The following is a 24,636-nucleotide window of genomic DNA, read 5'->3' on the forward strand; positions in this document are numbered from 1 at the left end:
TCAAGTATAAACTATGCCAAATCCAAAATCACCATTCACGATTGCACAATTGCTTCCTCAAGAAGAAACCCTTGAAATATCAAAGCAAAAAGGAGAGCTATATATAGGTATTCCAAAAGAAACCTATTTCCAGGAAAAGCGAATTTGCCTTACTCCAGATGCGGTTAATGCTATTGTTAGTAATGGCCACAGGGTTTTGATTGAAAAAGGAGCTGGAAATGAAGCAGGGTTTTCAGACAAAGACTACTCAGAAGCCGGAGCACAATTAACAGAAGACACAAAAAAAGTATTTGGCTGTCCAATAGTTCTAAAAGTAGAGCCGCCCACGCTGGAGGAACTGGAAATTATTAAGCCAAAATCGGTACTCATTTCCGCACTTCAATTAAAAACCCGACAAAAATCCTACTTTGATGTACTCTCAAAAAAGAAAATTACCGCCCTTGCTTTTGAGTTTATTAAAGATGAAGACCACAGTTATCCCGCGGTCAAGGCTTTAAGTGAAATTGCCGGAACGGCTTCTGTATTGATTGCAGCAGAGTTAATGGTCAATGCAAAAAAAGGAAATGGTCTGCTTTTTGGAAACATAAGTGGCGTCCCTCCTATTGAAGTTGTTGTAATTGGTGCAGGTACGGTAGGCGAATTTGCAGTTCGATCCGCTCTTGGGTTGGGTGCCAACGTAAAAGTTTTTGATAGCTCCATAACCAAATTAAGAACAATTCAAACGAATGTTAATCGTATTCTATATACTTCTACAGTACAACCTAAAAATTTGATGAAAGCCCTTTTGCGTTGTGATGTTGCAATTGGCGCAGTTCGTGGGCAAAACAGAGCACCCATAATCGTAACTGAAGAAATGGTGCGGAACATGAAGAAAGGTGCCGTAATAATAGATGTTTGCGTAGATATGGGCGGCTGTTTTGAAACCACTGAAATGACTAGCCACGACAACCCAACATTCATTAAACACGACGTGATACATTATGGTGTGCCCAATATTCCCGCGCGTTACCCAAAAACCGCTTCAATTTCAATAAGCAATATCTTCACGCCCTATATTTTGGAAATTGCGGAAAGCGGCGGCTTGGAAAATGCTATCCGTTTTGATAACGGTTTAAAAAATGGTTTGTACTTTTACCGCGGAATTTTAACCAATAAAGCAGTCGCGGATTGGTTTGATATGCCTTATAGCGACCTTAATTTATTGATTTTTTAAGTGTTTGCAAGTCAACCTTCTATTTAACTAAATCCCAAACCCAAATAATGAAGTTAGCATACAGATTGGCCTATTTTTCAGGTGGTTTTATAATTGGAATAGCTCTACTCTTTTTTATTCTAAGCGGAAAAAAGACATCATGTGCCTATGGCATGGATGCAAGAACACTTAAAAACATCAGGCTGAAAGAACGTGCATTTTCTGAAAAAACCTTAATTGTTCTACGTGAAAACCAAATGGATACTTCAGCAATTTCAACATTATTGGAAGACGGGGATGTTGTGTTCTCTGAAAGCAACACCAGGCTAGATTCCTGCAAACAATATGTTGTTGAAGGAAAAATTGCAGAAAAAAATTTAAAAATTAGAATTGAAAATTGCGATAGCCTGGCTACAGTAACCGAAGCAAACATAATTCAAAATCAATAAAACTATTGATTTGATTTTCAGGATTTAATTTCTTATAGGCCTCATTTACTTCACTTTATCAAAGTTTTCTTCGCTCCTTCTCTTTTTTCAGAAGTGTTAGCTCTCGACTAGTTTGTCCAGCAACCGAAGTATTTTCTTCTGCGCGACGTATTAAATAAGGCATCACATCTTTCACGGGGCCAAAAGGAATGTATTTCGCCACATTGTACCCTATCGCTCCAAGGTTGAATGAAATGTGATCGCTCATTCCGAAAAGTTGTCCAAACCAAACCCGATCATCACTTTTAGAAATCCCTTTTTCAGTCATGATGTCCATTGCCAAATATGTACTGGATTCATTATGAGTCCCTACAAACAATTCAATATCATTAAGGTTGTTCAAAATATATTTCAATATCTCGTTGAAGTTATCATCAGTGGCTTTTTTGCTTTCGCAAATTGGGGATTTATATCCTTTTTCAATGGCTCGCTCATTTTCCTTTTCCAAATAAGCGCCCCGAACAATTTTAAACCCAAGTTTATATCCCTTGGTTTTCGCCTTTTGGTGCAGATTTTTTAAATATTCCAATCGATCCCAACGATAGCATTGTAAAGTGTTAAATACAATAGGTCTTTCTTGATTGTACTTTTCCATCATAGTTTCACAAAGTTCGTCTGCAGCGTCTTGCATCCAGGATTCCTCAGCATCAATTAGAAGTCGAATGCCGCAATCATGAGCTACTTTTGAAACCCTATCATACCTATTTTCAATATTTTGCCAATACACCTTTTCAGCATCGGTCAGCGGCTCATTTTCGGTGATTTTTTGCCAAACTTTAAATCTTCCAAATCCTGTGGGCTTAAAGACTGAGAACGGCATCGATTCCATGTTTTTGGAAAGTTTGGTAAGCTCAATCACTTTATTTGCAGTGGCTTCAAATTGTGCATCTTCCTCTTTTCCTTCAACAGAAAAATCCAATACTGAAGAAACCCCTACATCAAAAAGCTTTTCCACTGTAGTCATACAATCTGTTTCATTTACGCCACCACAAAAATGGTCAAATACTGTAGAACGTATAAGTCCTTCAACGGGAAGATTCACATTCAAGGCAAATTTTGTAACTGCTGAACCTATTTTTACCAATGGTTCCATGGAAATCATTTTGAAAAGAAAGTATGCGCGTTCCAGCTCGGAATCGCTTTTCAACTGAAATGCAGTTTCAGTATTATCGAAGATGGTGTTTGATGTCATACAAAAAGTAAAATAAAGTGTGCAAATATAGTTAGATTTGAACTTTGAATATATGACAAACATCAATAAGTTTATGGGAAAAGCATTAAATGAAAAGGGTCAAGTTTATCGCAATAGAAATGCTTGGAAAGTTTTTTCGGGAATAATAAAAGAGATGAAACCTTCTAAGATATTTATTATTACAGATGAAAACACACATACGCACTGTTTGGATTATTTATTTGAAAAAGAAAAATTTAAAATCACGCCCGAAATTATCATAATTCCAGAAGGCGAAATCCATAAAAACATAAGCACATGCGTAAAAGTTTGGGAAACACTTTCAGAAAAAGGTGCTGATAGAAATAGTTTGATTATTAACCTTGGCGGCGGCGTGGTCACTGATCTTGGTGGTTTTGTTGCTTCCACTTTTAAACGTGGCTTGCCTTTTATAAACATCCCCACTTCCCTACTCGGAATGGTTGACGCTTCAGTTGGAGGAAAAAATGGTGTTGATCTGGGGCCTATAAAAAACCAAATTGGCGTAATCAATCTTCCCGAAATGGTACTAATAGATACCGAATTTCTAAATACGCTGCCTAAAGAACACATTACTTCCGGTCTAGCAGAAATGCTGAAACACGGCATAATTTATAGCAAAGAATACTGGGAGCGTGTAAAAAACATTGATGTGTGTAATAAGCTAGAGTTTGAAGTATTGATTTGGGATTCCATTGAAATAAAAAAAGAAATTGTCGCTTTAGATCCGTCTGAAAAAAAATTAAGAAAAACTCTGAACTATGGCCACACTCTCGGTCACGCAATAGAGTCTTATTTTCTTGAAAGCCCAGATAAGAAAATTTTACTGCATGGCGAAGCGGTTGCTGCCGGAATTGTTTTGGCAACCTTCATTTCAATGGAAACTTATGGGTTTTCAAAACAATCTTTACGCGATATTTCAAAAACCATATTTAAATATTTTCCGAAGCAAACTTTCAGTAAAAAGGATATTGAAGCCATCATAAAACTACTAGTCTTCGATAAAAAAAACAGGAATGGGCAAGTGCTTTTTGTCCTTATGGAAGACATTGGACAGCATAGAACTGACTGCATCGTCAGCAATGAATTGATTTACAGTGCATTTGATTATTATAAAAATTTCTGAAAATTTTCTTCAAAATATTTTTAAGTCATCAATTTTTGAATAGTTTTATAACCACAAACCAAAAGATTAAATATTAAATGAAGCGAGTCATTGTAGATTACCGAAAGTTAACCCCAGAAATACTTTCTTTATTGGTTGAAAAATATCCTGATGGATATGATGACGACCACGTTATCACTTTCAAAAACGCCAAAAATGAAACTGTAGAAGCAGTTGAGGTAAGAACTGAAGATACTATATATCTAGTAAAAGTGAGTTCTCGACTTGAGACAAGCATGGCAAATTTTGATGAAGATGACTATGATGATGCTGATTTCAACGAACCAATCAGTGAAATTCCAGACAAAAAGAAAATGGATGAAGAGGAATAAACAATCTCTCAAATAAAAAAAGAGGCTACAATGCCTCTTTTTTTATTACATAAGTTTCGCCTGATTATATTAGGCATGTTGTAATTCATGCTTACCCTCTTTAATTTCCTCTATCAATTTTGAATTAAAAGCAGGTAAATCATTCGGGTTTCTGCTGGTTACAAAACCTTCGTCAACTACAACCTCTTCATCTACCCAGTTAGCGCCAGCATTAATCAGATCATCTTTAATAGAGCTGAATGAAGTCATTTTTCTTCCCTTAACAACTTTTGCGGAAATTAAAATCTGTGGCCCGTGGCAAATTGCCGCAACAGGTTTCTTTTGTTCGAAGAAATGGTTCACAAATTTTAAAGCATCTTCATTTCTTCTCAGTTTGTCAGGATTTATAACACCGCCGGGGAGAACCAATGCATTATAATCACTTGCAGATGCGTTATTTATGGTTTTGTCAACAGTATATTCGCGACTCCAATTACCATCTGCCCAAGCTTTAATTTTACCTTCTTTTTCGCTTATTATTTCAACAGTAAAACCTTCTTTTTCCATAGCCTCTTTGGGTGATTTCAGCTCAGATTCCTCAAATCCATTTGTGGCTAAAATTGCTATTCTCTTATTCATAATCTTTTTCATTTTTAGTTAAACAATTAATTCTCCGTGAAATTAGCAAGCATGATCCTAACTATCAATTTTATGATATTAATCTTTTACTAATCTTTGTTAATGACTATTAATGAAATCAATTATTCTTTAAGGTTTCCGCTTTTTTTTTATCAGCTTCCACTTTTCGTTTGTACTCGCGCAACTCTTCCATTTCACGTTCATAGGAAAGAGTTGCATTACTAGTGGGTTCAATTTTTATATTTCGGTAAATTGCCCAATTGACAGTGAACTCTGCTCCGAAAAATAAAATTAGGCAGGTGTAATAAACCCATAAAAGAATAAGAACCAAACTTCCTGCGGCTCCATAAATGGAAGCTGGGTCCGATTTTGCAAAATAAAACCCAATTAAATACTTTCCAACCAAAAAAAGCAACGCAGTTAAAAAAGCACCTATAAAATTTGTTCTCCACTTTATTTTCACATCGGGAAGCAATGTGAAGATTGCCGCAAAAAGTGAAGTAATTATTATTTGTGAAAAAATAAAATTTAGAATTTCCACAATATGGGTTGAAAGCTCCGTGTAGTAATTTCCTATTACATCGCTAAGGGCATTAATGGCCGTTGTAATAACCAAGGATATAAGCAATAATAAGCCGATAATTAGAACCATTCCGAATGATATGGCTCTTCGTTTTAGAGTGTCCAATATTGTATTCTTTTTGGACCGTACACTCCAGATATCATTCAATGCTTTTTGAAGTTGAAAAAAAACACCCGTTGCCCCAAAAACTAACATTCCAACCCCAAAAATTATAAAGAGAACCGAACTTTCAGAAAGTGCTGCATTAATGATCATTGTCTGTATTAAATCTGCGCTCTGCTTACCTATCAGTCCACTTATTTCACCTGTAATCCTTCCTTCTACGGCTTCTCTGCCAAAAAAAACACCTGCAAAATGAACCGAGATAATCAGCAATGACGGTAATGAAAAAAGTGCGTAATAAGCTATAACGGCACTCTTTGCCCAAGGATCATTTTTATCCCAACTTAAATATGTTTCTTTTAATAGTTTTAAAAAATTCATTACAGATAGCGTTCGGTTATTATGTTGCAATGATGTATTTCATGACCACAAATTACAAATCCGGCAGCCCTGACAGACATGACGCTTCCATTGGCTTGTCCAATCTGCATTAGTTGTGTTTCATTAAAATTCCTATAAAGACTTAAAGTAGCGTTTCTAACTAAAGTATAATTTTGAAGAAGATCTCCAATTGTTTTGTTACTCGCCAAAGCGTTTTCCGCAAATATATTTTCATCAAAACCTTTGAGCTCCGCATTATTGCTTCGGGCAAAATATAAAGCTCTATACGCGAAAACCCTTTCGGTATCGGCTATGTGCTGTAAAATATCTTTGGGCGTCCATTTACCAATAGCGTACTGATAATTCCATACACTATCGGGCAAGCTCTCAAAAAAAGCAGTGGTAGTGTTTAATCCCTTTTCAAGCGCTTGAACTAAATTGACGTTTTCAACCAATGCTATATAGTGCTTATAATAAGGATTAAATTCTGAAGGTTGTATAGTTGATGGAAGCATATCTTTTCTTTTTAGGAAAGATAAAAAAAACCTTTGCTGGTTGGCAAAGGCTTTAATATAAAATTGGCTTAAATATTATATTTCTTTAAATATGGAATGAAGCAATCGTTTTTTATCGTTAATGCTTTCTTCCATAGAAATCATTGTTTCTGTGCGGCTAACGCCTTCAATATCATCTATTTCATAAATAATATCTTTAGCATGCGCAGTGTCTCGTGCTCTAATTTTGCAGAATATGTTGAATTTTCCAGTAGTTACATGAGCTACCGTCACAAATGGAATGTGGCTGATTCGCTCCAATACAAATTGCGTTTGCGATGTTTTAAAAATAAATACACCTACATAAGCTATAAAAGAATATCCCAGTTTTTTGTAATCAACCTGAAGAGAAGAACCTGTTATAATTTGTGCATCTTCCATCTTTTTAACGCGAACGTGGACAGTACCCGCAGAAATATCAAGCTTTTTCGCTATATCAGTGAAAGGAATTCGTGTGTTATCGATTAATAAATCGAGAATTTTATGGTCTGTATCGTCTAATTTAAATTTTCCCATGACTATTTTGTTCTTTTTTTTGCAAAACTATAAAGTTTAATCATAAAAAAGAATTTAATTATTGAAAATAAATTATCGAACTATCATATTTATCAAATATTTCTGAAATATTAGTACCAACTGTTAATTTTTCTTGTGAATTTGTTAATATTTCCGATCCTTTTGCATCTTCTTCTCTGTGCCCAAATTTATTATTCAATTTTCCTATAGCGTCAATTATTGGTGAAAATATAACTTGTTCGTTCTTTAAGACTTCTTCATATTGAATTGCAACAGAAATCAATTTTTTTTCATCCTGCGATTTTACGTTTCTAAGGATGAAATCGTTGTAATTTTTAAGATTTTCAGGAATATTAAAATACTCCTCATAATTGTTTGATTGTGAATTTTCTCCAATAATATCAAACAATGAAAGCAAGGAATAGAAAATAAACTCCCTCGTTTTTTCCCGCTGGTAGTCCTGGTTGAAATGTCCAGCTTCAAACAAAATGGTGGGCACACCAGCCTTTTGAAAAGTATCACCCACACAGGCTTCATTAAAACTGTCATCATACCTCCCCACCTGCCCCGGAATGTAATTTTGGAGCATATGATTCATTTTTGCGATTTGAAACATTGCAATCTTTCGGGAATCTGTTATAGATCGTTTTTCATCAGCCGCTGGTGATAAAAACGAAATCGTTGCAGGTTTGCCGTCGCTAAAGCCATATACGGAGCGCTGGTCATGTAAATTTAGACACAACGAAGGTTTTAATGCGTCAAAAACATTCCTAAGACATTGACTTTCCTTTTGTGATAAATTTTGAGCATCTCTATTTAAATCAACTTTGTTTGCGTTTTCACGAGTGTATAATTTAGCGCCATCAGGGTTAAGAATTGGAAAAACATAAAAAGTGTATTTTTTTAAGAATTCCTCAATTTCAGTTTTAAAATACTGTTTCTGGCTTATGAATTTATAAAAATCAAAAAGAGCTTTGGTGGTTGTAGCTTCATTTCCATGCATTTGTGACCAAGCCAAAACTATTTTTGAGCCACTTCCAATTTTAATTAATGGGATATCCTGACCTAATTCTGAAAGTCCTGGAACCGAAATTTCATATTTCAATTTATACATATCCAACAACGGATAGATATGCTGCATCGTGATATATCTACCACTTATTCGGGATTCAAAATGATCCTTGTACCAACTATTTATTTCCATACTGAATTTTGAAGTTTACAAAGTTAAACAATGCTTAGTTTACAAGTGTAAACAAGAAAATTGCGCAATGTTGATTACACTAGTAAACATATTTGAGTGTGCTTGCCCAGTGAAATTATAATATTTGATTAAATTTGTAAAATTGTAATTAATTTATTGTTTTCTAGTATTTTATAATAATTTACATAAAGTTTAATTTTAATAAAATTTTAAAATATTTGGCTGTTTTAAAGCAAATGATTTAAAATAATTTACATTTGTAACCGTTGATGGAGTATAATTAATGTTACAATGATAAACAGTTCGGATTTTGTTAAAAGGCTAGAAAAAATACTGGAATATTACGGTATTACGGCCACTGCATTTGCAGAAAAAATGGATTTTAATCGCTCCACTATTTCACATTTGCTATCAGGAAGAAACAAACCTAGTTTGGAGTTTGTAATGAAGCTGCTTCAAAAATTTCCTGAAGTGGAAATGAATTGGCTTTTATATGGAAAGGGAAACTTCCCTTCTACTTTAGAAAATAATAGCACGATAGTTACTCCAAAACAAAAACCGATTGCCCCGGAAGGAAAAAACATTGATCTCTTTTCAAAAGAAAAAAATGAGGAAGAAAATAAAACTATTCAAATCAATCAAAATTCAAAGAATATTGAAAGGATAGTTATTTTTTACAGTGATGGAAGCTTTAATGTTTACCAAAACTGAGTGGTTTTCGGTAATTTTTCGGAAATTCGCATAAAAATTTGAAATGCGTTTTTCTTTACTTTTAGTAGTCTTTTTATTTTTGACCAGTTGTTATGAAAGTGAGCGTAATTGCTCAGATTTCAAGACTGGAACGTTTGAATTTGAGGCTCTTTCCGGCACGGAAGTTTTCAAAACAACTATTATCCGTAACGATTCCATAGAGGTTGATTTTTTTGATGGTAAAAGCGATACTTCTTCAATCCGCTGGATAAATGACTGTGAATATGTTTTGGAAAAACTCCATCCAAAAAATCAAGCTGAAAAAAAGGCCATACTCATTAAGATATTAACAACTGATAAGAATACCTATACATTCGAATTTAGCGAAGTTGGAAAGACAAAAACCAGTAAGGCTTCAGCTAGAAAGGTAAAACCTTAACTTTTCTTGTTTTTCAAGAGTGTGTTTTGTTCTTCCATCAATTTTTCAATATTAGAAAGAAGTTGAATGTTTTTAGGAGTTTCAACAGTTTTATCGTGCGGATCTTCAGACTTCTTCTTAAAACGATTGATGATTTTTATAACCAAAAAGATGGTAAATGCAATTATAAAGAAATCAATCAAAACCTCAATTAGTTCGCCATAGCCCACCGCTACTTCCTCTACTGAATTTGTGGCCGTACGGAGCATGTATTTTTTATTTGAAAGGTTAACCCCATCTGTAAGCAAAGATAAGGGTGGCATTACAATTTTTTTGACAATGGTGCTGATTACGTTATTAAAAGCGGTACCAATAACAATTCCCACCGCCATATCTATCATATTACCTTTTATGGCGAAATTTTTAAACTCTTGTAAAAAGCTCATTGTTTATAAATTTATAAGAAAGTTCAAGTATAAAAAAGATTTAAGAGAAAAGGAAGTTTGGGCTATGGAAAATTTTTAAATACGGCCTGCAATTCGGTCTTTTGCCAATTGTAGCACAACGTGAAACTGATCTTCAAGATTCATTTCAGAGTTGTCAATTTCAATAGCGTCTGCAGCTTTTATTAATGGTGAGTCTTCGCGAGTAGTATCTATATGGTCGCGTTCTTCAATGTTTTTCAGTACGTTTTTGAACTCAACAACTTCTCCTCTGCCTAGAAGTTCTTGATAACGTCTTTGCGCGCGTTCATTAGCCGAAGCATTCATGAAAATTTTTAGTTCAGCTTTTGGGAAAACTACAGTGCCTATATCACGACCGTCCATTACAACTCCTTTTTCCAAACCCATTTGTTGTTGCTGTGCGACCAATTTTAGACGAACTTCATGAATGGTAGCAATTGGGCTTACAAATTCAGAAACTTCAAGGTTGCGAATTTCGTTTTCAACATCTTTTCCGTTAAGAAAAATGTGTGCTTTCTTCCAATCTGATTTTTTTTCAAATCTTAAGTTGATTGAAGGAAGTGATTCTTTTAATTTCTCAATATTAAAATTATTCTTTGAAATGATGTCATTCTGCATTGCATAAAGCGTTACAGCACGATACATTGCGCCACTATCCACATAAACATACCCCAAATAATCGGCTAGTTGTTTTGCAACTGTACTTTTTCCGGTAGAGGAATATCCGTCAATAGCGATGGTAATTTTATGCATTATTGAAGATCTATATTAAGCCCAAAGAAGCTAGAAGATGCTGCAGAACTATATTTTGAATAGGAATAGCTTAGTCTGTATCTATTCAACTTGATAGCAAACCCTGCGCTTAAGCCAGCAAAGGAACGCTTCTCAATTATACGAAGCTCTTCACCTCGTCTGAAATTATAACCCAAACGAATATTGAATCCACTTTCTGGAAAAAGCTCAATTCCAGCAATCATATGCCGAAACGCGTGATCAATAAAAGTAATTTTTTCTTCAGTAGTTTCTCCTTCTAAATCGGTTTCTGAACGGGAAGGGTTTGCAAATGCAATATTCCATTGTTGCATGTTTTCCATTGTGAAATGCCAACGAATTGGAATATTTTCCAACGTTTGTGAAATTCCTAAAATTACTTCAAACGGCAATGGTTCATATTCTTCGTGATAAGGAGTGAACTGCATTCCTAAATTCCTAGCAACTCCCGTTATTTGAAGATCCCAATCTTCATACACATACATAAGCCCTATATCCAACGCACCTCCGAATGATGAATAATTTTCCAGTTTTGAAGAGATAAGTTTTAGGTTTACACCTACATGAAAATTAGTAAAGGCAATGTTTCGGGCATGACCAATGGACAGTGCCACTTCACCCCCGCTGAAACTGCTTGTTGGGTTTCCAGTTTCATCATAACCATCAAATTTTCCGTAATTAACATAGGTTACACCTGCGTGCAATACTTGAGTTCGTCTGTCCCAAAGATAAGCGTATGCCGCAGTTCCGTAATTTACGTCGCCAATATAGTTAGTGTAGTTTAGTGATAATTGATTATCCATCGCTGGATTGATGCTTGCAGGATTAAATAATCCTTGTGTAGGGTCATAGTCATAATTTGTAACCACTTTTCCTCCAAGTGCAGCCATCCTTGGGCTATTGACTAAATTAAGGAATTGATACGTTGCCCTTCCCCCTATCTGGGCTATCAAAAGCTGAGATATTAAAAGCGAAACAACTAAAAAAACCTTTTGGGCCATAGACGCGAGTTACCGTAACTAAAAACTAAACGAATGCAAGTATAATTTATTTTTGCAAAGGAAAGAAAACATAGATGATTAATGTATAGTTGCTAAAACAAATATACATTAATCATCTTTTAATAAAATTGATTTATAGTTTCTTAGCGTTTTTCACTTTTTCTTTGGTCAAAGCCAGATTCAAGACATCGCTCATATCCTTAACGTAATGGAAAGTCAGCCCTTTTAAATATTCGGGTTTTATTTCTTCTATATCGCGTTTATTGTCTTCACAAAGAAGAATTTCCTTAATACGGGCACGTTTAGCAGCAAGTATTTTTTCCTTAATTCCACCAACGGGCAGTACTTTTCCGCGAAGTGTAATCTCTCCGGTCATAGCAATGGATTTTTTCACTTTACGTTGTGTGAATAGCGAAACCAAGGAAGTTAGCATCGTTATTCCTGCACTTGGTCCGTCTTTTGGCGTAGCTCCTTCTGGAACGTGAATATGGACGTTATAATTTTCAAATATTTCGGAATCAATGCCCAATTGTTCAGCATTTGATTTTATATATTCCAAAGCAATGGTTGCAGATTCCTTCATTACTTTTCCAAGGTTTCCAGTCATATTTAAAGCACCTTTTCCCTTGGAAAGCGTTGATTCTATAAACAATATATCACCACCAACTCTCGTCCAGGCAAGGCCTGTTACAACTCCTGCTACATCATTGTTTTCATATTTATCGCGTTCCATTCTGGGCGCACCCAAAACTTCAACAATAATCTCGTTAGTAACTTTTACTTCGTAAATTTCTTCCATTGCGATTTTCATCGCTGCGTAACGCACCATTTTCGCAATCTGTTTTTCCAAACCTCGCACGCCACTTTCACGTGTGTAGCCTTCAACAATTTTTTCAAGTTGCGGTTTTGCAATTTTTAAGGCATCGTTTTCCATGCCGTGCTCCTTTAATTGTTTTGGAAGCAGGTGTCTTTTTGCAATTTCCACTTTTTCTTCAATGGTATAGCCCGTAACGTCTATAATTTCCATCCTGTCGCGCAATGCGGGCTGAATGGTACTCAAACTGTTGGAAGTAGCTATAAACATAACTTTGGAAAGGTCATAACCAAGCTCCAAAAAGTTATCGTAAAACGAATTATTCTGTTCCGGATCAAGCACCTCAAGCATTGCCGAAGAAGGATCTCCTTGGTTGCTTGCTGAAATTTTATCAATTTCGTCCAAAACAAAAACTGGGTTACTCGTTCCTGCCTTTTTTATACTTTGCACAATCCGTCCAGGCATTGCGCCTATGTATGTTTTTCGGTGCCCGCGTATTTCAGCTTCATCGCGAAGACCACCTAAACTCATCCGTACATATTTTCTGCCCAAAGCCTCTGCAATTGATTTTCCCAACGAAGTTTTTCCAACACCAGGAGGTCCGTAAAGACAAAGTATTGGTGATTTCATATCATTTCGAAGTTTCAGAACAGCCAAATATTCAATGATACGTTTTTTAACGTCATCAAGTCCATAATGATCGCGGTCCAAAACTTTTCTGGCGCGTTTTAAATCAAATTTATCTTTGCTGTATTTATTCCAAGGCAGTTCTAAAAGCAGCTCCAAATAATTGCGTTGAATACTGTATTCTGCAACTTGCGGATTCATACGCTGCATTTTGGAAAGCTCTTTCTGGAAATGTTTTTCAACCTCCTTGCTCCATTTTTTTGTTTTGGAACGTTCACGCATCTCCTCTATCTCCTCTTCCATAGATGAACCACCCAACTCTTCCTGAATGGTTTTCATTTGCTGTTGAAGAAAATACTCGCGTTGTTGTTGGTTGATATCACTCTGTACTTTACTCTGAATATCGTTGCGAAGCGAGAGCTTCTGAATCTCCATATTCATATACCGAAGTGTTTCAAGCGCGCGATCTTTCAAATTATTAATTTCTAGGAGCGTTTGCTTTTCCTCAACTTCAATATTTAAATTTGAAGAAACAAAGTTTATAAGGAAACTTGAACTTTCAATATTTTTAATTGCAAAGGCCGCTTCCGAAGGAATATTTGGGCTTTGTTTTATTATCTGCAGTGCCATTTCCTTTATGGAGTCTATGATTGCCCTAAACTCTTCACTTTCCTTTTCAGGACGAGCTTCGGCTACCTCCCTGATCGTGGCTGTCATATAAGGACTTGTGGTTATCACTTCAGCAACCTCAAAGCGCTTTTTTCCCTGTATGATTACCGTAGTATTGCCATCGGGCATTTTAAGTACTCGAAGTATTTGTGCAACGGTACCAATGGTATTGATATCTCCAATACCTGGTTCCTCTTCATTTTCATCTTTTTGTGAAACTACGCCAATAACCTTATTTCCTTTATTGGTTTCGTTTATGAGTTTTATTGATTTGTCTCGTCCAGCCGTAATAGGAATTACTACCCCAGGAAACAAAACCGTGTTTCTAAGTGGTAAAATTGGAAGAATTTCAGGAAGTTCTTCTTTATGCATTGCATCTTCATCTTCGGAAGACATTAGCGGGATAAATTCTGCATCTTCATTTAAATCCTGAAATGACAACTTGTCTAATGATGTAAGTTTTGAATTTGCCATATATTGTTTTAGGACATTGTGTCACAAATGTTGTGCCCACGATGTCTAATTATTAAAATGTTTATGTTTTCTTTATAAAAGAACGCTGAATATCAAACGTTTTACAGCCTCTCTGCTTCTATAATTCAAGAGTTATGCCAGTTATTTTATTTTTTTTCTTAGAAAAGTTTAGCGGTAAAATTGAAAAAGCCGCCTCAGGTGATACCAAAGACGGCTTTTAATGTACTTTGTATTTTTTCTTAGGGAAGCACCACTAAAAATTGGCCACCCGTAATTTGATAAATAGTTGGATCTTGGCCAGAAGCATCCCTACCTGTGAAGTTGAATGTTCCTTCAATGATTCCATTGGCTAGGTCATAATTGGTAATGACCAAACTTCCCGGAATTGACACATAAGTAATTGAAGTTCCAACTACTGGTGTGTAGCTTGCAACTATTTCATCACCAACAACAACTTCGGTTCCCATTTCGAATGTACCCTCGGTAACTGTTAATGGGAAGGTAAGCACCATCTTTTTATCATCTTTGGTTGTTGTGATTGAAACTCTTGGATATTGGTTTACAACAGAAGTCTCAACAACGATATCATCAGGTGTATATCCTGAGCTGTCAATATTGGCTGAGAATGTGTTGTTCGCTCCAGGTACACCTTCAAATAATGCAGTGAAACTACCTTCCGTTACTTCAACAACGTCTGGTAATTGATTTAATGGGTCTGTTCCTGTGAAGTTGAAAGTAGCTTTCAGCACTCCAGCTTCCAGATCAAATTCTGTAATTGTAATCGTTCCCGGATCGGAAGTGAGATTTTCTGCACCGCCGGCAGCATTATAAAGTGCTATTAACTTTGTTCCGTCTGATATACGAACCATATCAAAAGTACCAACACCTAAAGAACGTGGCACATCTATGCGCATAAGTTGTCTTTCGGCATTAAGCGCTTCCACTTTAATCATATGAACATCACCAACCATTGGTTCTGTTACCGAAATACTCTCCGCAACAAAATCAATACCATCAACTTTTGCGAAAAATTCGTTTTCAGGGTTGTTTCCCCCTCCACCGCCACCGGTGTCGTCTAATACATATTCAATTGCATTAAATGCGCCTCTTGAAATTTCTATACTTTCCAAAACGGGATTGCCATTTCCATCAATAATTGGGTCTCCATTTCCGTCAACCTTTATACGAAACCCAACAAAACTGAAAGTTCCCGAAACGGTTTTTGCATCGGTATCTAGCGCAGTAATCTGCAACTGTCCAGAACCTCCCACAGCCTGTGCAGACATAAAAGGAAGCAGATTTATTGAACCGTCAAAATAAGCTCCCGCATTTTCGTTGGTTCCCCCTGTTGTTAGACTGAAAGTTCCAACTGCGGCATTGGTAATGGCCAAAACAATATCTTCACCACCTGGCTTTGAACCTGTAATAACCAATTCATTTTCAGTGGTCAATGTTGCACTTGTAGAAGCAGCAATAAATTCCTGTCCTGCAATTTGGGCTTTAAACTGCCCTTCATCGGCATCGTTTTGTTCCTCTTGGACAAATTCACCAGTAAGAGGTTCGTTTTCGCAGGAAAAAAATTGAAAGACTATAAATGCAAGAAGCATTCCTTTCAAAAGATACATTTTTTTCATAAACTAAGTTGTTTGTAGGTAATAAACGCAAACTTAAACAAAAATTGTTTAATTGGTTTTATTTCTTGGTACTCTTAATAGTAAAAATACGCCAGTCACAAAAAACAAAACAAGAAACAATATAGAGTTGCGCATACTTCCAGTTATTTGATCTATAAATCCATAAATCAACATTCCTATTACAATTCCAATCTTTTCGGCTACATCATAAAAGCTAAAATAGGAGGTGGTGTCTTTTGTTTCGGGCAAAAATTTTGAATACGTTGAGCGTGAAAGTGATTGTATTCCGCCCATTACCAAACCTACTATTCCCGCAGTAATATAAAATTGAATAGGTGATTCTATAAAAAATGCGACTACACAAATACACACCCAAATAATGTTGATTACAATTAAAACCGGAATGTTTCCGAATATTTCCGAGGCTCGTGATGTTAAAACAGCTCCTCCAACTGCCACTAATTGAATAATCAATATACTGACAATCAGCCCTATTGTTTTTGCATCATCACCTCCCCAGGCAATTTCTTGCTCACCAAAGTAAGTAGCCACCAACATAACCGTCTGCACGGCCATGCTGTAAACAAAAAATGCCGCCAAATATCTTTTAAGCTGAATATTCTCTGATAGTGAATTATAAACACTTTTAAGTTCTCGAAAACCATTCAACAATATTTTGGTACTAACCTTTTTTCCGCTTTTGTTTCCTTTTGGAAGAAAATAAAAAGAGTATTGGCTAAAGAGAATCCACCATATTCCAACAGAAACAAATGACCAACGCATTGCTTTCATGCTTGCTTCCCCTCCTTCTCCAAATCCAAAAACTTCAGGTTTCATAACCATTGCCAAATTGAAGATAAGCAAAACTACACTCCCTATATAACCAAACGAATATCCTCTGGCACTCACCCTATCCTGTTGCTCTGGAAATGCAACATCTGGCAAATAGGAATTATAGAAAACAAGACTTCCCCAAAAACCAATCAATCCGAAAAAGTAAAAAAGTAAACTAATTTCAATATTTTCAATACTGAAAAAATAAAGCCCTATACACGACAATGCACCCAGATAACAGAAGAATTTCATGAAATTCTTCTTATTGCCCACATAATCTGCAATACCGGAAAGTAAAGGCGAAATAAAAGCAACCAACAAAAAAGCTGCGGCAGTTGTATAACTTATTAAAGGTGTGCTGCGAATATTTCCACCTAAAATTGAAACCGTACTTATATCTGCAGATTTAAAAAGGGCTTGATAATAAATTGGAAAAATAGCCGAAGCAATTACAAGGCTGTAAACTGAATTTGCCCAATCATAAAATGCCCAAGCATTAAGTAGCTTTTTACTTCCTTTGGGTAAGTTGGGCATATTGGTTTTAAGTTTTTTGAGGTTACTAATCTAATAAAAAATCCCGCTTATTGCGGGATTTTAAAAATTTATATTGTTCTTTTTTTATCGCTTAAAGGACGTTACACCAAACTTATTGGCTTCGGCCCTTGCTTCAGGAGCCCAAGCCTGTATATTTTGGATTCTTGTGCTGCTGGAAGGGTGCGTACTTAAAAATTCCGGCGGTGTATTCCCATTTTCCTGAGCTTGCATACGTTGCCAAAGTTCTGCCGCAACACTTGGCTCGTAACCTGCAATTGCCATTAAAATTAAACCAATATGATCTGCCTCTGTTTCGTGGCTTCTACTAAATGGAAGCATAATACCTACTGTACTTCCCAATCCATAGGCAGTGTTAAAAATTTGTTGGTTTTCTGGACTGTTGGACAATGCAACATTTCCCGCTACCGCTCCCAGTTGTTGTAATTGACCTGCGCTCATACGTTGCTGACCGTGATTAGCTAAGGCGTGGGCTACCTCATGTCCCATAACAGCAGCTAAACCAGCTTCATTTTTGGTTATTGGCAAAATACCCGTATAAACCACTATTTTACCGCCAGGCATACACCAAGCGTTCACATCTTTACTATCCACAAGGTTGTATTCCCAACGATAATCCGTCAAATATCCAGCGTAACCATTTGCTGTCAAATATCTTTCTGCAGCCGCAGCAATTTTTTGCCCTACACTTTTTACCATTTGTGCATCTGCAGTATTCTTTACAACTTTATTCTCTGATAAAAACTCTTGGTATTGCTGAAATGCCATTGGCAAAATCTGCGAATTTGGAACCAAAGCCAAGGTTTGTTTTCCCGTGAAGGGATTTGTACTACAAGCAACTACAATAGCTCCTAATAGTAAAATGGAAAGTGATTTTGAAAATTTCATATGAGATGGTTTTGTTTAAATGTTAAAATTAGAGATATAAAATTTAGCATGCTATTAAAATTATTCTAAAATTGACTTTTTCAATAATTGTTCCACAAATATTAAACTTTAGTGTTTCTTTAATAGTAATGTATCGTAGAAGCCTATAAATTTATGGACTTTAAAAAAGTTGGAACGACTTTTGTAAACTTTAGATTAAATCTTAAAAAATATTCAATTATGAAAAACATACTTCTTTTTTTAGCATTTTCTTTAACAGTATTATTTACTTCTTGCGAAGGTGATCCAGGACCTCCAGGATTGGATGGTGGATTGGTTTATGCCCAAGTTTTTGAAACAACTGTAAATTTCAATAGCGGTAATGATTTCGAAAACTTAATTACTTACCCTTCAAATGTGGAAATATATGAGAGTGATGCTATTTTGGTTTACCGTTTAGTCGAAGTGATTCCTGGAAATGGTGGGCCAATAGATGTTTGGGAACAACTGCCACAAACGTACTTTCTAAACCAAGGAACATTATTATATAGTTTTGATCATACATTTTTAGATTTGAAAATATTTTTAGACGGAAATTTTGATTTAAATACTTTAGGAACAGACTTCACAAACAATCAAACATTCCGTATAGCTGTTGTTCCAGCTGAATTTGCAAAAACAAATCCTACAATGGAGCAAGTTATTGAAATGATGCAAGTTGATGTTTCAGAAATTGAGAAAATTCAATAATAATTTAAGTTTTTGATATACAGCGTTAGCAAATAGAGATTCTAACGACCTAATGCTGTATTAAAACATTATAATTTAAAGATGAAATTATTTAGCTCAGTATTGATAATGATTACTTTTCTTTTCAGCTGCAATTCACCTGCTCAGAAAAGTAAAGAAATGAAGAATGAAACCTTTAAAGTAACCAAAACCGATGCGGAGTGGAAAGCTCAATTGTCCCCTGTTGCATATAATGTGTTACGGCACGAAGGAACGGAACGTGCTTTTTCCAGTGATTTGAACGACAATCACAAAGTGGGTACGTATGTATGTGCAGGATGCGGAACCCCTGTTTTTGAAAGTAAACATAAATTTGATAGCGGAACAGGTTGGCCAAGTTTTGACAGAGAAATAAAAGGCAATGTAGCTTTTTCAACTGATAAAAAGCTTGGATATACCAGAACCGAAGAACATTGCGCAACCTGTGGCGGACATCTGGGCCACGTTTTTAATGACGGCCCAGAAACTACTGGAAAAAGACATTGTATTAATGGACTTGCGTTAAATTTTATTCCTAAAAATGAAGAATCCAAATAAATATCCTGTAACAAAATCGGAAGCCGAATGGCGTGAGGAACTAGGCGACAAACGCTACCATATTCTTCGTGAAAAAGGCACTGAGTTTCCACGAACAGGCGAATACAACCTAACTTTTGAAGCTGGAACATATGTCTGCGGCGCTTGCCACACGCCACTTTTTAAAAGTGACAGCAAGTTTGAAAGCAGCTGTGGTTGGCCTTCTTTTGACGATTCCATTGAAGGTGCTGTAGAATATATAAAAGACACAACACACGGAATGATAAGAACAGAGATTCTCTGCTCCAACTGCGGAAGCCATTTGGGGCACATTTTTAACGATGGTCCAACTGAAACTGGGCAACGTTATTGTGTTAATTCACTTTCTTTGGATTTTAAAAAATAAATTCTAAATACCAAATTCCAAATACCAAGAAAACTGCTTTTGGTATTTGGAATTTTTTCTTTTTAAAAGTTATTTGGAATTTGGTTTTTGGAATTTGGAGCTTTTTCATTTTGAATTTCGTAATTTCGTACCTCCAAAAATCTAGACTTAAACATATAAAATGAATAAATACGACGTAATAGTTTTAGGAAGCGGTCCAGGCGGATATGTTACTGCCATAAGGGCTTCACAATTAGGTTTGAAAACCGCCATTGTTGAAAAAGAAAGCCTTGGAGGCGTTTGTCTAAACTGGGGATGTATCCCTACAAAAGCACTTTTAAAAAGTGCACAAGTTTTTGATTATCTGAAACACGCTGATAGTTACGGCCTTACCGTAAAGGAATTTGATAAAGATTTCGGAAAAGTTGTTGAAAGAAGCCGTGGCGTTGCCGAAGGAATGAGCAAGGGCGTTCAGTTTTTAATGAAGAAGAATAAAATTGACGTCATCAACGGTTTCGGAAAAATAAAACCAGGAAAGAAAGTTGATGTTGACGGAAAAGAGTATTCTGCAGATCATATAATCATTGCCACCGGTGCTCGTTCCCGTGAATTGCCTAACCTGAAACAGGACGGCACAAAAGTGATTGGCTACCGCGAAGCAATGAGCTTAAAAAAACAACCCAAAAGTATGATTGTTGTGGGCAGTGGCGCCATTGGTGTTGAGTTCGCTCATTTCTATAACTCTATGGGTACCGAAGTTACAATCGTTGAATTTTTACCAAATCTTGTTCCTTTGGAAGATGAAGACGTTTCAAAACAATTTGAACGTTCCTTCAAAAAAGCAGGAATAAAAGTAATGACGAATTCCTCCGTTGAGAAATTGGACACTTCTGGAAAAATGGTAAAAGCCACAGTAAAAACTGCTAAAGGCGAAGAAACAATTGAAGCTGAAATTGTACTTTCCGCAGTAGGTATTGCCACAAATATTGAAAACATTGGCCTTGAAGATGTAGGTATAGTAACCGACAAAGGAAAAGTAATGGTAAATGATTGGTACCAAACCAACATTCCCGGATATTATGCTATTGGTGATATAACCCCTGGTCCTGCCCTAGCCCACGTTGCGTCGGCTGAAGGAATTACTTGTGTTGAAAAAATTGCGGGTCTTCACGTAGAACCTATCGATTACGGAAACATTCCTGGATGTACTTATGCAAGCCCAGAAATTGCAAGCGTTGGTATGACTGAAAAACAAGCAAAAGATGCTGGATATGAACTGAAAGTTGGGAAGTTCCCTTTCTCTGCTAGTGGAAAAGCTAGTGCTTCTGGGGAAAAAGATGGTTTTGTAAAAGTAATTTTTGATGCCAAATATGGCGAATGGTTGGGTTGCCATATGATTGGCGCTGGCGTTACTGATATGATTGCCGAAGCTGTTTTGGGAAGAAAACTTGAAACTACTGGCCACGAGGTGCTAAAAGCAATACACCCACACCCAACAATGAGTGAAGCTGTGATGGAAGCCGTTGCGGATGCTTATGGGGAAGTGATTCACTTATAGACGTAAGATTTGCTTTGTTATAAGACGGAAGACATAAGACTAAAAAAAAGCTCCAACTCGGAGCTTTTTTTTATTTATCAAAAATGGTTCCTTCTCCTTTTCAAGGAAGGTGGATTTTCAGTTGCTTTTCACGATTTGAAAGACACGAAAGGGGTCATTTCAAAAAACTCTGCAAAGCCAACTCATAACTCTGCAATCCAAAACCAACTATCACGCCTTTGGCATTGGGTGAAATATAGCTTTTATGTCTAAAATCTTCTCTTGAAAAAGTATTTGAGATATGTACCTCTACAACTGGCGTTTTTATAGCTTTTACAGCGTCTGCAATACCAACGGAAGTATGTGTATATGCAGCAGCATTTAAAATGATTCCGTCGTATTTATATCCTACTTCTTGCAATTTATCTATCAGCTCCCCTTCAATATTAGATTGAAAATAGGAAACTTCTTGGTTTGCATACTTCTTCTGTAATCTCTCAAAAAAATCATTAAAGGTTTCGTTGCCATATATATCGTTTTCACGTTTACCTAGCAGATTCAAGTTTGGACCATTGATGATGATAATTTTCATCTGTATAAAATATTTGATAAAGCGGAAGACGGAATGCCCACATTATTCATCTTCGGCGGGTTTACAATTTGTTAATGGGCATTTCATACTGTAAATATATTAAATAAAAAAAGCAGGAACCTGGCTCCTGCTTTTATAAAATAATTTTCTAAAAGTTTTAGAAAGAATATCCTACTGAAAGCTGCAATACATTATTGGTATTTTTAAATTCTTTTCCGTCATAAAAATCTTCTAAATCCTCTATTTCATAATTGTTAAAGTCATTCACATTAGACAATCCTATGACATACCGTGCGCTAAAGAAAAGTCCAAAATCAAGTCTATAAGAACCGCCTATCCCAAAACCAAGATCTAACGTTTTGAATAATTCCTTTACATCATCAGTTCCAGATTCACTGTTACTTATTGTTTCACCTCCACCGCTTACAGTTTCTGAATAATCATATTCACTTTCCGCTTTAATCAAAATGCTAACTTGCGGTCCAGCTTCAACACTTAACCCATCAATAATATAATATTTTGCCATAATAGGAATACTAATATAATCGAGTTTTAAATCAGACTCTTCTTTATAACTATATGTTAAGCCTCCATAAGATTCAGAGCCTGAATCTTCATTACTATTACCCAGCGAAGAATACATCAATTCGGGCTGGACTGCCAATTTTTCCATGATAGGTATTTCAACTAAACCACCTATATGGAAACTCGTTCGTCCATTACTGTTATCGGTAAAGTCGCCACCAACTGAAGCAAAGTTAACTCCTCCTTTAAATCCAATTCTAAATTCACTCTGAGCTTTTGCTGTAGTGAATGTAAAAGCTGCAAATGCAGCAAATAGTAATAATTTTTTCATGTTTTTAAATTTTTTATGTTAATATTAACAAATAAACAATAATTATCTAATTACTGCAATTATTCCACCAGAGTTTTCTGAATATTCTTAACAAAAAAAGCCGCCCCAAATGGGCAGCTTTTGAATATCAATAATTTATAAAAAAATATTTCTTTTAAAACGAATATCCTGCTGAAATTTGGAATACGTTACTCTGATTTTTTCCAGTATTATATTTATATCCGTCAATTTCATATTCTTCATTGACATTTAATAATCCCTTGTTATAACGCAAACTAAAGAAAACGCCCATGTTCAATCGGTAGGAAGCTCCAATGCCAAATTGTGCATCAAAACTTCTATAATAATCCTTGGCATCACCACTTACAAGATCATCATCGTCATTATAAAAAGTTCCCTCAGCATTTACCAAAACACCAAAAACGGGTCCTGCCTCTGCGCTTAAGCCTTCAATGATATAGAATTTTGCTAATACAGGGATTCGAATAAAGTCCAATTTTGTTCCGTCACTAAAAGTTCCGAAACTCCAATCCGAACCCTCAGAAGAATATAATAATTCAGGCTGTAATGAAAATTTTCCCATTAAAGGAATTTCCACAAGACCACCTATATGGAAACTTGTTCGAGAGCCTAGACTTCCTAGTCCCCCATAATAACTATCACCACCTAAGGAAGCTATATTTACACCAGCTTTTGCGCCAATTCTAAATTCTTGAGATTGAGCAGTTGTAAAAGCAAATAATGCTACTGCGGTAAAAAGTAAAAGTTTTTTCATAATAATTAAGGTTTAAAAGTTTTTTTGACAATAGTGTCGATTCAAAAATATAGTTAATGCTACATTCATAATCAAATAAATGTAACAAAATCTATAATATATGTAACATTACTCTTCATAAAATAGCTTTCACTAAAATATAAATAATTTTCTAAATACTTAAAAGTTTTTCGAAAGATGCAAAATACATCAAAATCAACATCTCTGAATTTAAGATGAAAAATTAATTTTTAATTCTATAAAGAAATATATAAGCAATAATCCAGTATTTTTTTTCAAAAAGTAGCAAAAGACAATGACTTAATATTTATAAAAAAGCCGTCCAAAATCGGACGGCTCTAATGATCATTAACTTATGTATGAATATTGTTTATTTATTAAAACGAATACCCAGCTGATAGCTGAATTACATTGTTATGGACTTTTTGGTCATCAGCATTATCGCCGTCATTTACATTAGTAAGCCCATAATTATAACGTGCTCCAAAAAACACGCCCATTGGAAGTCTGTAGGACAGTCCTCCAGCAAGAGAAACATCAATACTGGAAACATTGTCTAAATCATCATCTCCAGAAACAGTTATACCTCCAAGTGTTCCCTCGTATTCTCCTGTTGAGGAAGTCAAGAAACCCACTTGTGGCCCAGCCTCAATTGCAAAACCTTCAGCAACATAAAATTTTGCCATAATTGGAACTTGAATGTAATCCAGCTTCTCAGTAACTTTATAAGAATAATCTACGCCACCTTCAGTTCCTGCATCATCATATTTTGCTCCTTGTGAAGAATACAAAATTTCGGGCTGTACCCAGAATTTTTCAGTAATTGGAATTTCTACAAGTCCTCCAATATGAAATCCTGTACGTGACTCCACATCGCCTAAATCTTCTCCACTAAAAGTGGAAAAATTCACACCTCCCTTTGCACCAAGCCTGACCTCTTGAGCTTTGGCTGCAGATATTGACATAATTGTAATTGCTGTAATAAAAATTAACTTTTTCATATCATTTGATTTTTTTTTGTTAATG

General features: G+C 35.7%; 27 protein-coding genes. 10 read left to right on the forward strand and 17 right to left on the reverse strand.

All coding sequences use genetic code 11. The features are described from left to right. Positions 1-13 precede the first annotated feature (13 nt). Both Q2U82_RS13195 and Q2U82_RS13200 read left to right on the forward strand, forming a co-directional pair. Positions 14-1,213 (forward strand): alanine dehydrogenase, encoded by a 1,200-nt coding sequence (locus Q2U82_RS13195; RefSeq protein WP_410005324.1) that lies wholly within the window; start codon positions 14-16, stop codon positions 1,211-1,213. Positions 1,214-1,260: 47 nt separating this feature from the next. Then, positions 1,261-1,641 carry a hypothetical protein gene (locus tag Q2U82_RS13200; protein ID WP_410005325.1) on the forward strand — a complete coding sequence of 127 codons (381 nt, stop codon included), beginning with the start codon at positions 1,261-1,263 and terminating at the stop codon, positions 1,639-1,641. Positions 1,642-1,699: 58 nt separating this feature from the next. On the opposite strand, the gene Q2U82_RS13205 is transcribed toward Q2U82_RS13200, so the two are convergent. Further along, positions 1,700-2,872, reverse strand: a complete 1,173-nt coding sequence (locus Q2U82_RS13205; RefSeq protein WP_410005326.1) for a proline dehydrogenase family protein — start codon at positions 2,870-2,872, stop codon at positions 1,700-1,702. Between the two features lie 52 nt (positions 2,873-2,924). Here Q2U82_RS13205 and aroB point away from each other — a divergent pair, with 52 nt between their 5' ends. Together aroB and Q2U82_RS13215 are read left to right on the forward strand one after the other, a co-directional pair. Next, positions 2,925-4,016, forward strand: coding sequence for a 3-dehydroquinate synthase (gene aroB / locus Q2U82_RS13210; protein WP_410005327.1), 1,092 nt, complete (start codon positions 2,925-2,927; stop codon positions 4,014-4,016). Positions 4,017-4,093: 77 nt separating this feature from the next. Further along, a complete protein-coding gene (locus Q2U82_RS13215; RefSeq protein WP_410005328.1) occupies positions 4,094-4,387 on the forward strand; it encodes a hypothetical protein in 294 nt (97 codons plus the stop codon). Between the two features lie 69 nt (positions 4,388-4,456). On the opposite strand, the gene Q2U82_RS13220 is transcribed toward Q2U82_RS13215, so the two are convergent. The 5 genes from Q2U82_RS13220 to Q2U82_RS13240 form a co-directional block, all read right to left on the reverse strand. Next, entirely contained in the window at positions 4,457-5,005 is a 549-nt protein-coding gene (locus Q2U82_RS13220) for a type 1 glutamine amidotransferase domain-containing protein (protein WP_410005329.1), read from the reverse strand. Positions 5,006-5,123: 118 nt separating this feature from the next. Beyond that, positions 5,124-6,071, reverse strand: a complete 948-nt coding sequence (locus Q2U82_RS13225; protein WP_410005330.1) for a YihY/virulence factor BrkB family protein — start codon at positions 6,069-6,071, stop codon at positions 5,124-5,126. Beyond that, positions 6,071-6,586: a DinB family protein gene (locus tag Q2U82_RS13230; protein ID WP_410005331.1), complete on the reverse strand. Its 516-nt coding sequence runs from the start codon at positions 6,584-6,586 to the stop codon at positions 6,071-6,073. The genes Q2U82_RS13225 and Q2U82_RS13230 overlap by 1 nt, the downstream gene beginning before the upstream one ends. 75 nt (positions 6,587-6,661) lie before the next feature. Further along, positions 6,662-7,141, reverse strand: coding sequence for an Lrp/AsnC family transcriptional regulator (locus tag Q2U82_RS13235; RefSeq protein WP_410005332.1), 480 nt, complete (start codon positions 7,139-7,141; stop codon positions 6,662-6,664). Positions 7,142-7,199: 58 nt separating this feature from the next. Further along, positions 7,200-8,345: a M14 family zinc carboxypeptidase gene (locus Q2U82_RS13240; protein WP_410005333.1), complete on the reverse strand. Its 1,146-nt coding sequence runs from the start codon at positions 8,343-8,345 to the stop codon at positions 7,200-7,202. A 291-nt stretch (positions 8,346-8,636) separates the two neighbouring features. Between Q2U82_RS13240 and Q2U82_RS13245 the strand changes: the two genes are divergently transcribed. Together Q2U82_RS13245 and Q2U82_RS13250 are read left to right on the forward strand one after the other, a co-directional pair. Further along, on the forward strand, positions 8,637-9,056 hold the full coding sequence (locus Q2U82_RS13245) for a helix-turn-helix domain-containing protein (RefSeq protein ID WP_410005334.1): 420 nt from the start codon (positions 8,637-8,639) through the stop codon (positions 9,054-9,056). 43 nt (positions 9,057-9,099) lie between these two features. Beyond that, positions 9,100-9,474, forward strand: a complete 375-nt coding sequence (locus tag Q2U82_RS13250) for a DNA topoisomerase IV (protein WP_410005335.1) — start codon at positions 9,100-9,102, stop codon at positions 9,472-9,474. On the opposite strand, the gene mscL is transcribed toward Q2U82_RS13250, so the two are convergent. The 7 genes from mscL to Q2U82_RS13285 form a co-directional block, all read right to left on the reverse strand. Continuing rightward, positions 9,471-9,899, reverse strand: coding sequence for a large-conductance mechanosensitive channel protein MscL (gene mscL, locus Q2U82_RS13255; protein WP_410005336.1), 429 nt, complete (start codon positions 9,897-9,899; stop codon positions 9,471-9,473). The two genes, Q2U82_RS13250 and mscL, sit on opposite strands and share 4 nt — an antisense overlap. A 75-nt stretch (positions 9,900-9,974) precedes the next feature. Further along, positions 9,975-10,670 (reverse strand): (d)CMP kinase, encoded by a 696-nt coding sequence (gene cmk / locus Q2U82_RS13260; RefSeq protein ID WP_410005337.1) that lies wholly within the window; start codon positions 10,668-10,670, stop codon positions 9,975-9,977. Next, positions 10,670-11,689, reverse strand: a complete 1,020-nt coding sequence (gene porQ, locus Q2U82_RS13265) for a type IX secretion system protein PorQ (RefSeq protein ID WP_410005338.1) — start codon at positions 11,687-11,689, stop codon at positions 10,670-10,672. The genes cmk and porQ overlap by 1 nt, the downstream gene beginning before the upstream one ends. A 133-nt stretch (positions 11,690-11,822) precedes the next feature. Then, positions 11,823-14,273, reverse strand: coding sequence for an endopeptidase La (lon, locus tag Q2U82_RS13270; protein WP_410005339.1), 2,451 nt, complete (start codon positions 14,271-14,273; stop codon positions 11,823-11,825). Between the two features lie 239 nt (positions 14,274-14,512). Then, positions 14,513-15,907, reverse strand: a complete 1,395-nt coding sequence (locus Q2U82_RS13275; protein WP_410005340.1) for a DUF6252 family protein — start codon at positions 15,905-15,907, stop codon at positions 14,513-14,515. A 48-nt stretch (positions 15,908-15,955) separates the two neighbouring features. Next, positions 15,956-17,275 (reverse strand): MFS transporter, encoded by a 1,320-nt coding sequence (locus Q2U82_RS13280; protein ID WP_410005341.1) that lies wholly within the window; start codon positions 17,273-17,275, stop codon positions 15,956-15,958. A gap of 84 nt (positions 17,276-17,359) precedes the next feature. Beyond that, a complete protein-coding gene (locus Q2U82_RS13285) occupies positions 17,360-18,181 on the reverse strand; it encodes a M48 family metallopeptidase (RefSeq protein ID WP_410005342.1) in 822 nt (273 codons plus the stop codon). 153 nt (positions 18,182-18,334) lie between these two features. Here Q2U82_RS13285 and Q2U82_RS13290 point away from each other — a divergent pair, with 153 nt between their 5' ends. The 4 genes from Q2U82_RS13290 to lpdA all read left to right on the forward strand — a co-directional run bounded on the left by Q2U82_RS13290 (position 18,335) and on the right by lpdA (position 21,408). Next, the gene (locus Q2U82_RS13290; protein ID WP_410005343.1) at positions 18,335-18,910 is read left to right on the forward strand and encodes a collagen-like protein; all 576 of its coding nucleotides are present in this window, start codon (positions 18,335-18,337) and stop codon (positions 18,908-18,910) included. Between the two features lie 81 nt (positions 18,911-18,991). Next, a complete protein-coding gene (gene msrB, locus Q2U82_RS13295; protein ID WP_410005344.1) occupies positions 18,992-19,486 on the forward strand; it encodes a peptide-methionine (R)-S-oxide reductase MsrB in 495 nt (164 codons plus the stop codon). Next, positions 19,470-19,871, forward strand: a complete 402-nt coding sequence (msrB, locus tag Q2U82_RS13300; protein ID WP_410005345.1) for a peptide-methionine (R)-S-oxide reductase MsrB — start codon at positions 19,470-19,472, stop codon at positions 19,869-19,871. Before msrB (Q2U82_RS13295) ends, msrB (Q2U82_RS13300) begins: the two co-directional genes overlap by 17 nt. 160 nt (positions 19,872-20,031) lie before the next feature. Further along, positions 20,032-21,408, forward strand: a complete 1,377-nt coding sequence (gene lpdA, locus Q2U82_RS13305) for a dihydrolipoyl dehydrogenase (protein ID WP_410005346.1) — start codon at positions 20,032-20,034, stop codon at positions 21,406-21,408. Between the two features lie 154 nt (positions 21,409-21,562). On the opposite strand, the gene aroQ is transcribed toward lpdA, so the two are convergent. From aroQ to Q2U82_RS13325, 4 genes are all read right to left on the reverse strand, one after another. Further along, positions 21,563-21,979, reverse strand: a complete 417-nt coding sequence (aroQ, locus tag Q2U82_RS13310; RefSeq protein WP_410005347.1) for a type II 3-dehydroquinate dehydratase — start codon at positions 21,977-21,979, stop codon at positions 21,563-21,565. Between the two features lie 157 nt (positions 21,980-22,136). After that, complete coding sequence (locus Q2U82_RS13315; protein WP_410005348.1) at positions 22,137-22,835, reverse strand: porin family protein; 699 nt, start codon at positions 22,833-22,835, stop codon at positions 22,137-22,139. Positions 22,836-22,989: 154 nt separating this feature from the next. Next, complete coding sequence (locus Q2U82_RS13320; protein ID WP_410005349.1) at positions 22,990-23,610, reverse strand: porin family protein; 621 nt, start codon at positions 23,608-23,610, stop codon at positions 22,990-22,992. 377 nt (positions 23,611-23,987) lie between these two features. Beyond that, positions 23,988-24,611, reverse strand: coding sequence for a porin family protein (locus tag Q2U82_RS13325; RefSeq protein WP_410005350.1), 624 nt, complete (start codon positions 24,609-24,611; stop codon positions 23,988-23,990). Between the last annotated feature and the right edge of the window lie 25 nt (positions 24,612-24,636).

It is taken from the genome of Aequorivita nionensis (assembly GCF_046352995.1).
In the GTDB taxonomy this organism is placed as follows: Bacteria; Bacteroidota; Bacteroidia; order Flavobacteriales; family Flavobacteriaceae; genus Aequorivita; species Aequorivita nionensis.

Excerpts from the sequence above, each read along its gene's own strand:
- Q2U82_RS13195 (WP_410005324.1), top strand. The coding sequence starts at position 14 with ATGCCAAATCCAAAATCACCATTCACGATTGCACAATTGCTTCCTCAA.
- Q2U82_RS13200 (WP_410005325.1), top strand. The coding sequence starts at position 1,261 with ATGAAGTTAGCATACAGATTGGCCTATTTTTCAGGTGGTTTTATAATT.
- Q2U82_RS13205 (WP_410005326.1), bottom strand. The coding sequence starts at position 2,872 with ATGACATCAAACACCATCTTCGATAATACTGAAACTGCATTTCAGTTG.
- aroB (WP_410005327.1), top strand. The coding sequence starts at position 2,925 with ATGACAAACATCAATAAGTTTATGGGAAAAGCATTAAATGAAAAGGGT.
- Q2U82_RS13215 (WP_410005328.1), top strand. The coding sequence starts at position 4,094 with ATGAAGCGAGTCATTGTAGATTACCGAAAGTTAACCCCAGAAATACTT.
- Q2U82_RS13220 (WP_410005329.1), bottom strand. The coding sequence starts at position 5,005 with ATGAATAAGAGAATAGCAATTTTAGCCACAAATGGATTTGAGGAATCT.
- Q2U82_RS13225 (WP_410005330.1), bottom strand. The coding sequence starts at position 6,071 with ATGAATTTTTTAAAACTATTAAAAGAAACATATTTAAGTTGGGATAAA.
- Q2U82_RS13230 (WP_410005331.1), bottom strand. The coding sequence starts at position 6,586 with ATGCTTCCATCAACTATACAACCTTCAGAATTTAATCCTTATTATAAG.
- Q2U82_RS13235 (WP_410005332.1), bottom strand. The coding sequence starts at position 7,141 with ATGGGAAAATTTAAATTAGACGATACAGACCATAAAATTCTCGATTTA.
- Q2U82_RS13240 (WP_410005333.1), bottom strand. The coding sequence starts at position 8,345 with ATGGAAATAAATAGTTGGTACAAGGATCATTTTGAATCCCGAATAAGT.
- Q2U82_RS13245 (WP_410005334.1), top strand. The coding sequence starts at position 8,637 with ATGATAAACAGTTCGGATTTTGTTAAAAGGCTAGAAAAAATACTGGAA.
- Q2U82_RS13250 (WP_410005335.1), top strand. The coding sequence starts at position 9,100 with ATGCGTTTTTCTTTACTTTTAGTAGTCTTTTTATTTTTGACCAGTTGT.
- mscL (WP_410005336.1), bottom strand. The coding sequence starts at position 9,899 with ATGAGCTTTTTACAAGAGTTTAAAAATTTCGCCATAAAAGGTAATATG.
- cmk (WP_410005337.1), bottom strand. The coding sequence starts at position 10,670 with ATGCATAAAATTACCATCGCTATTGACGGATATTCCTCTACCGGAAAA.
- porQ (WP_410005338.1), bottom strand. The coding sequence starts at position 11,689 with ATGGCCCAAAAGGTTTTTTTAGTTGTTTCGCTTTTAATATCTCAGCTT.
- lon (WP_410005339.1), bottom strand. The coding sequence starts at position 14,273 with ATGGCAAATTCAAAACTTACATCATTAGACAAGTTGTCATTTCAGGAT.
- Q2U82_RS13275 (WP_410005340.1), bottom strand. The coding sequence starts at position 15,907 with ATGAAAAAAATGTATCTTTTGAAAGGAATGCTTCTTGCATTTATAGTC.
- Q2U82_RS13280 (WP_410005341.1), bottom strand. The coding sequence starts at position 17,275 with ATGCCCAACTTACCCAAAGGAAGTAAAAAGCTACTTAATGCTTGGGCA.
- Q2U82_RS13285 (WP_410005342.1), bottom strand. The coding sequence starts at position 18,181 with ATGAAATTTTCAAAATCACTTTCCATTTTACTATTAGGAGCTATTGTA.
- Q2U82_RS13290 (WP_410005343.1), top strand. The coding sequence starts at position 18,335 with ATGGACTTTAAAAAAGTTGGAACGACTTTTGTAAACTTTAGATTAAAT.
- msrB (WP_410005344.1), top strand. The coding sequence starts at position 18,992 with ATGAAATTATTTAGCTCAGTATTGATAATGATTACTTTTCTTTTCAGC.
- msrB (WP_410005345.1), top strand. The coding sequence starts at position 19,470 with ATGAAGAATCCAAATAAATATCCTGTAACAAAATCGGAAGCCGAATGG.
- lpdA (WP_410005346.1), top strand. The coding sequence starts at position 20,032 with ATGAATAAATACGACGTAATAGTTTTAGGAAGCGGTCCAGGCGGATAT.
- aroQ (WP_410005347.1), bottom strand. The coding sequence starts at position 21,979 with ATGAAAATTATCATCATCAATGGTCCAAACTTGAATCTGCTAGGTAAA.
- Q2U82_RS13315 (WP_410005348.1), bottom strand. The coding sequence starts at position 22,835 with ATGAAAAAATTATTACTATTTGCTGCATTTGCAGCTTTTACATTCACT.
- Q2U82_RS13320 (WP_410005349.1), bottom strand. The coding sequence starts at position 23,610 with ATGAAAAAACTTTTACTTTTTACCGCAGTAGCATTATTTGCTTTTACA.
- Q2U82_RS13325 (WP_410005350.1), bottom strand. The coding sequence starts at position 24,611 with ATGAAAAAGTTAATTTTTATTACAGCAATTACAATTATGTCAATATCT.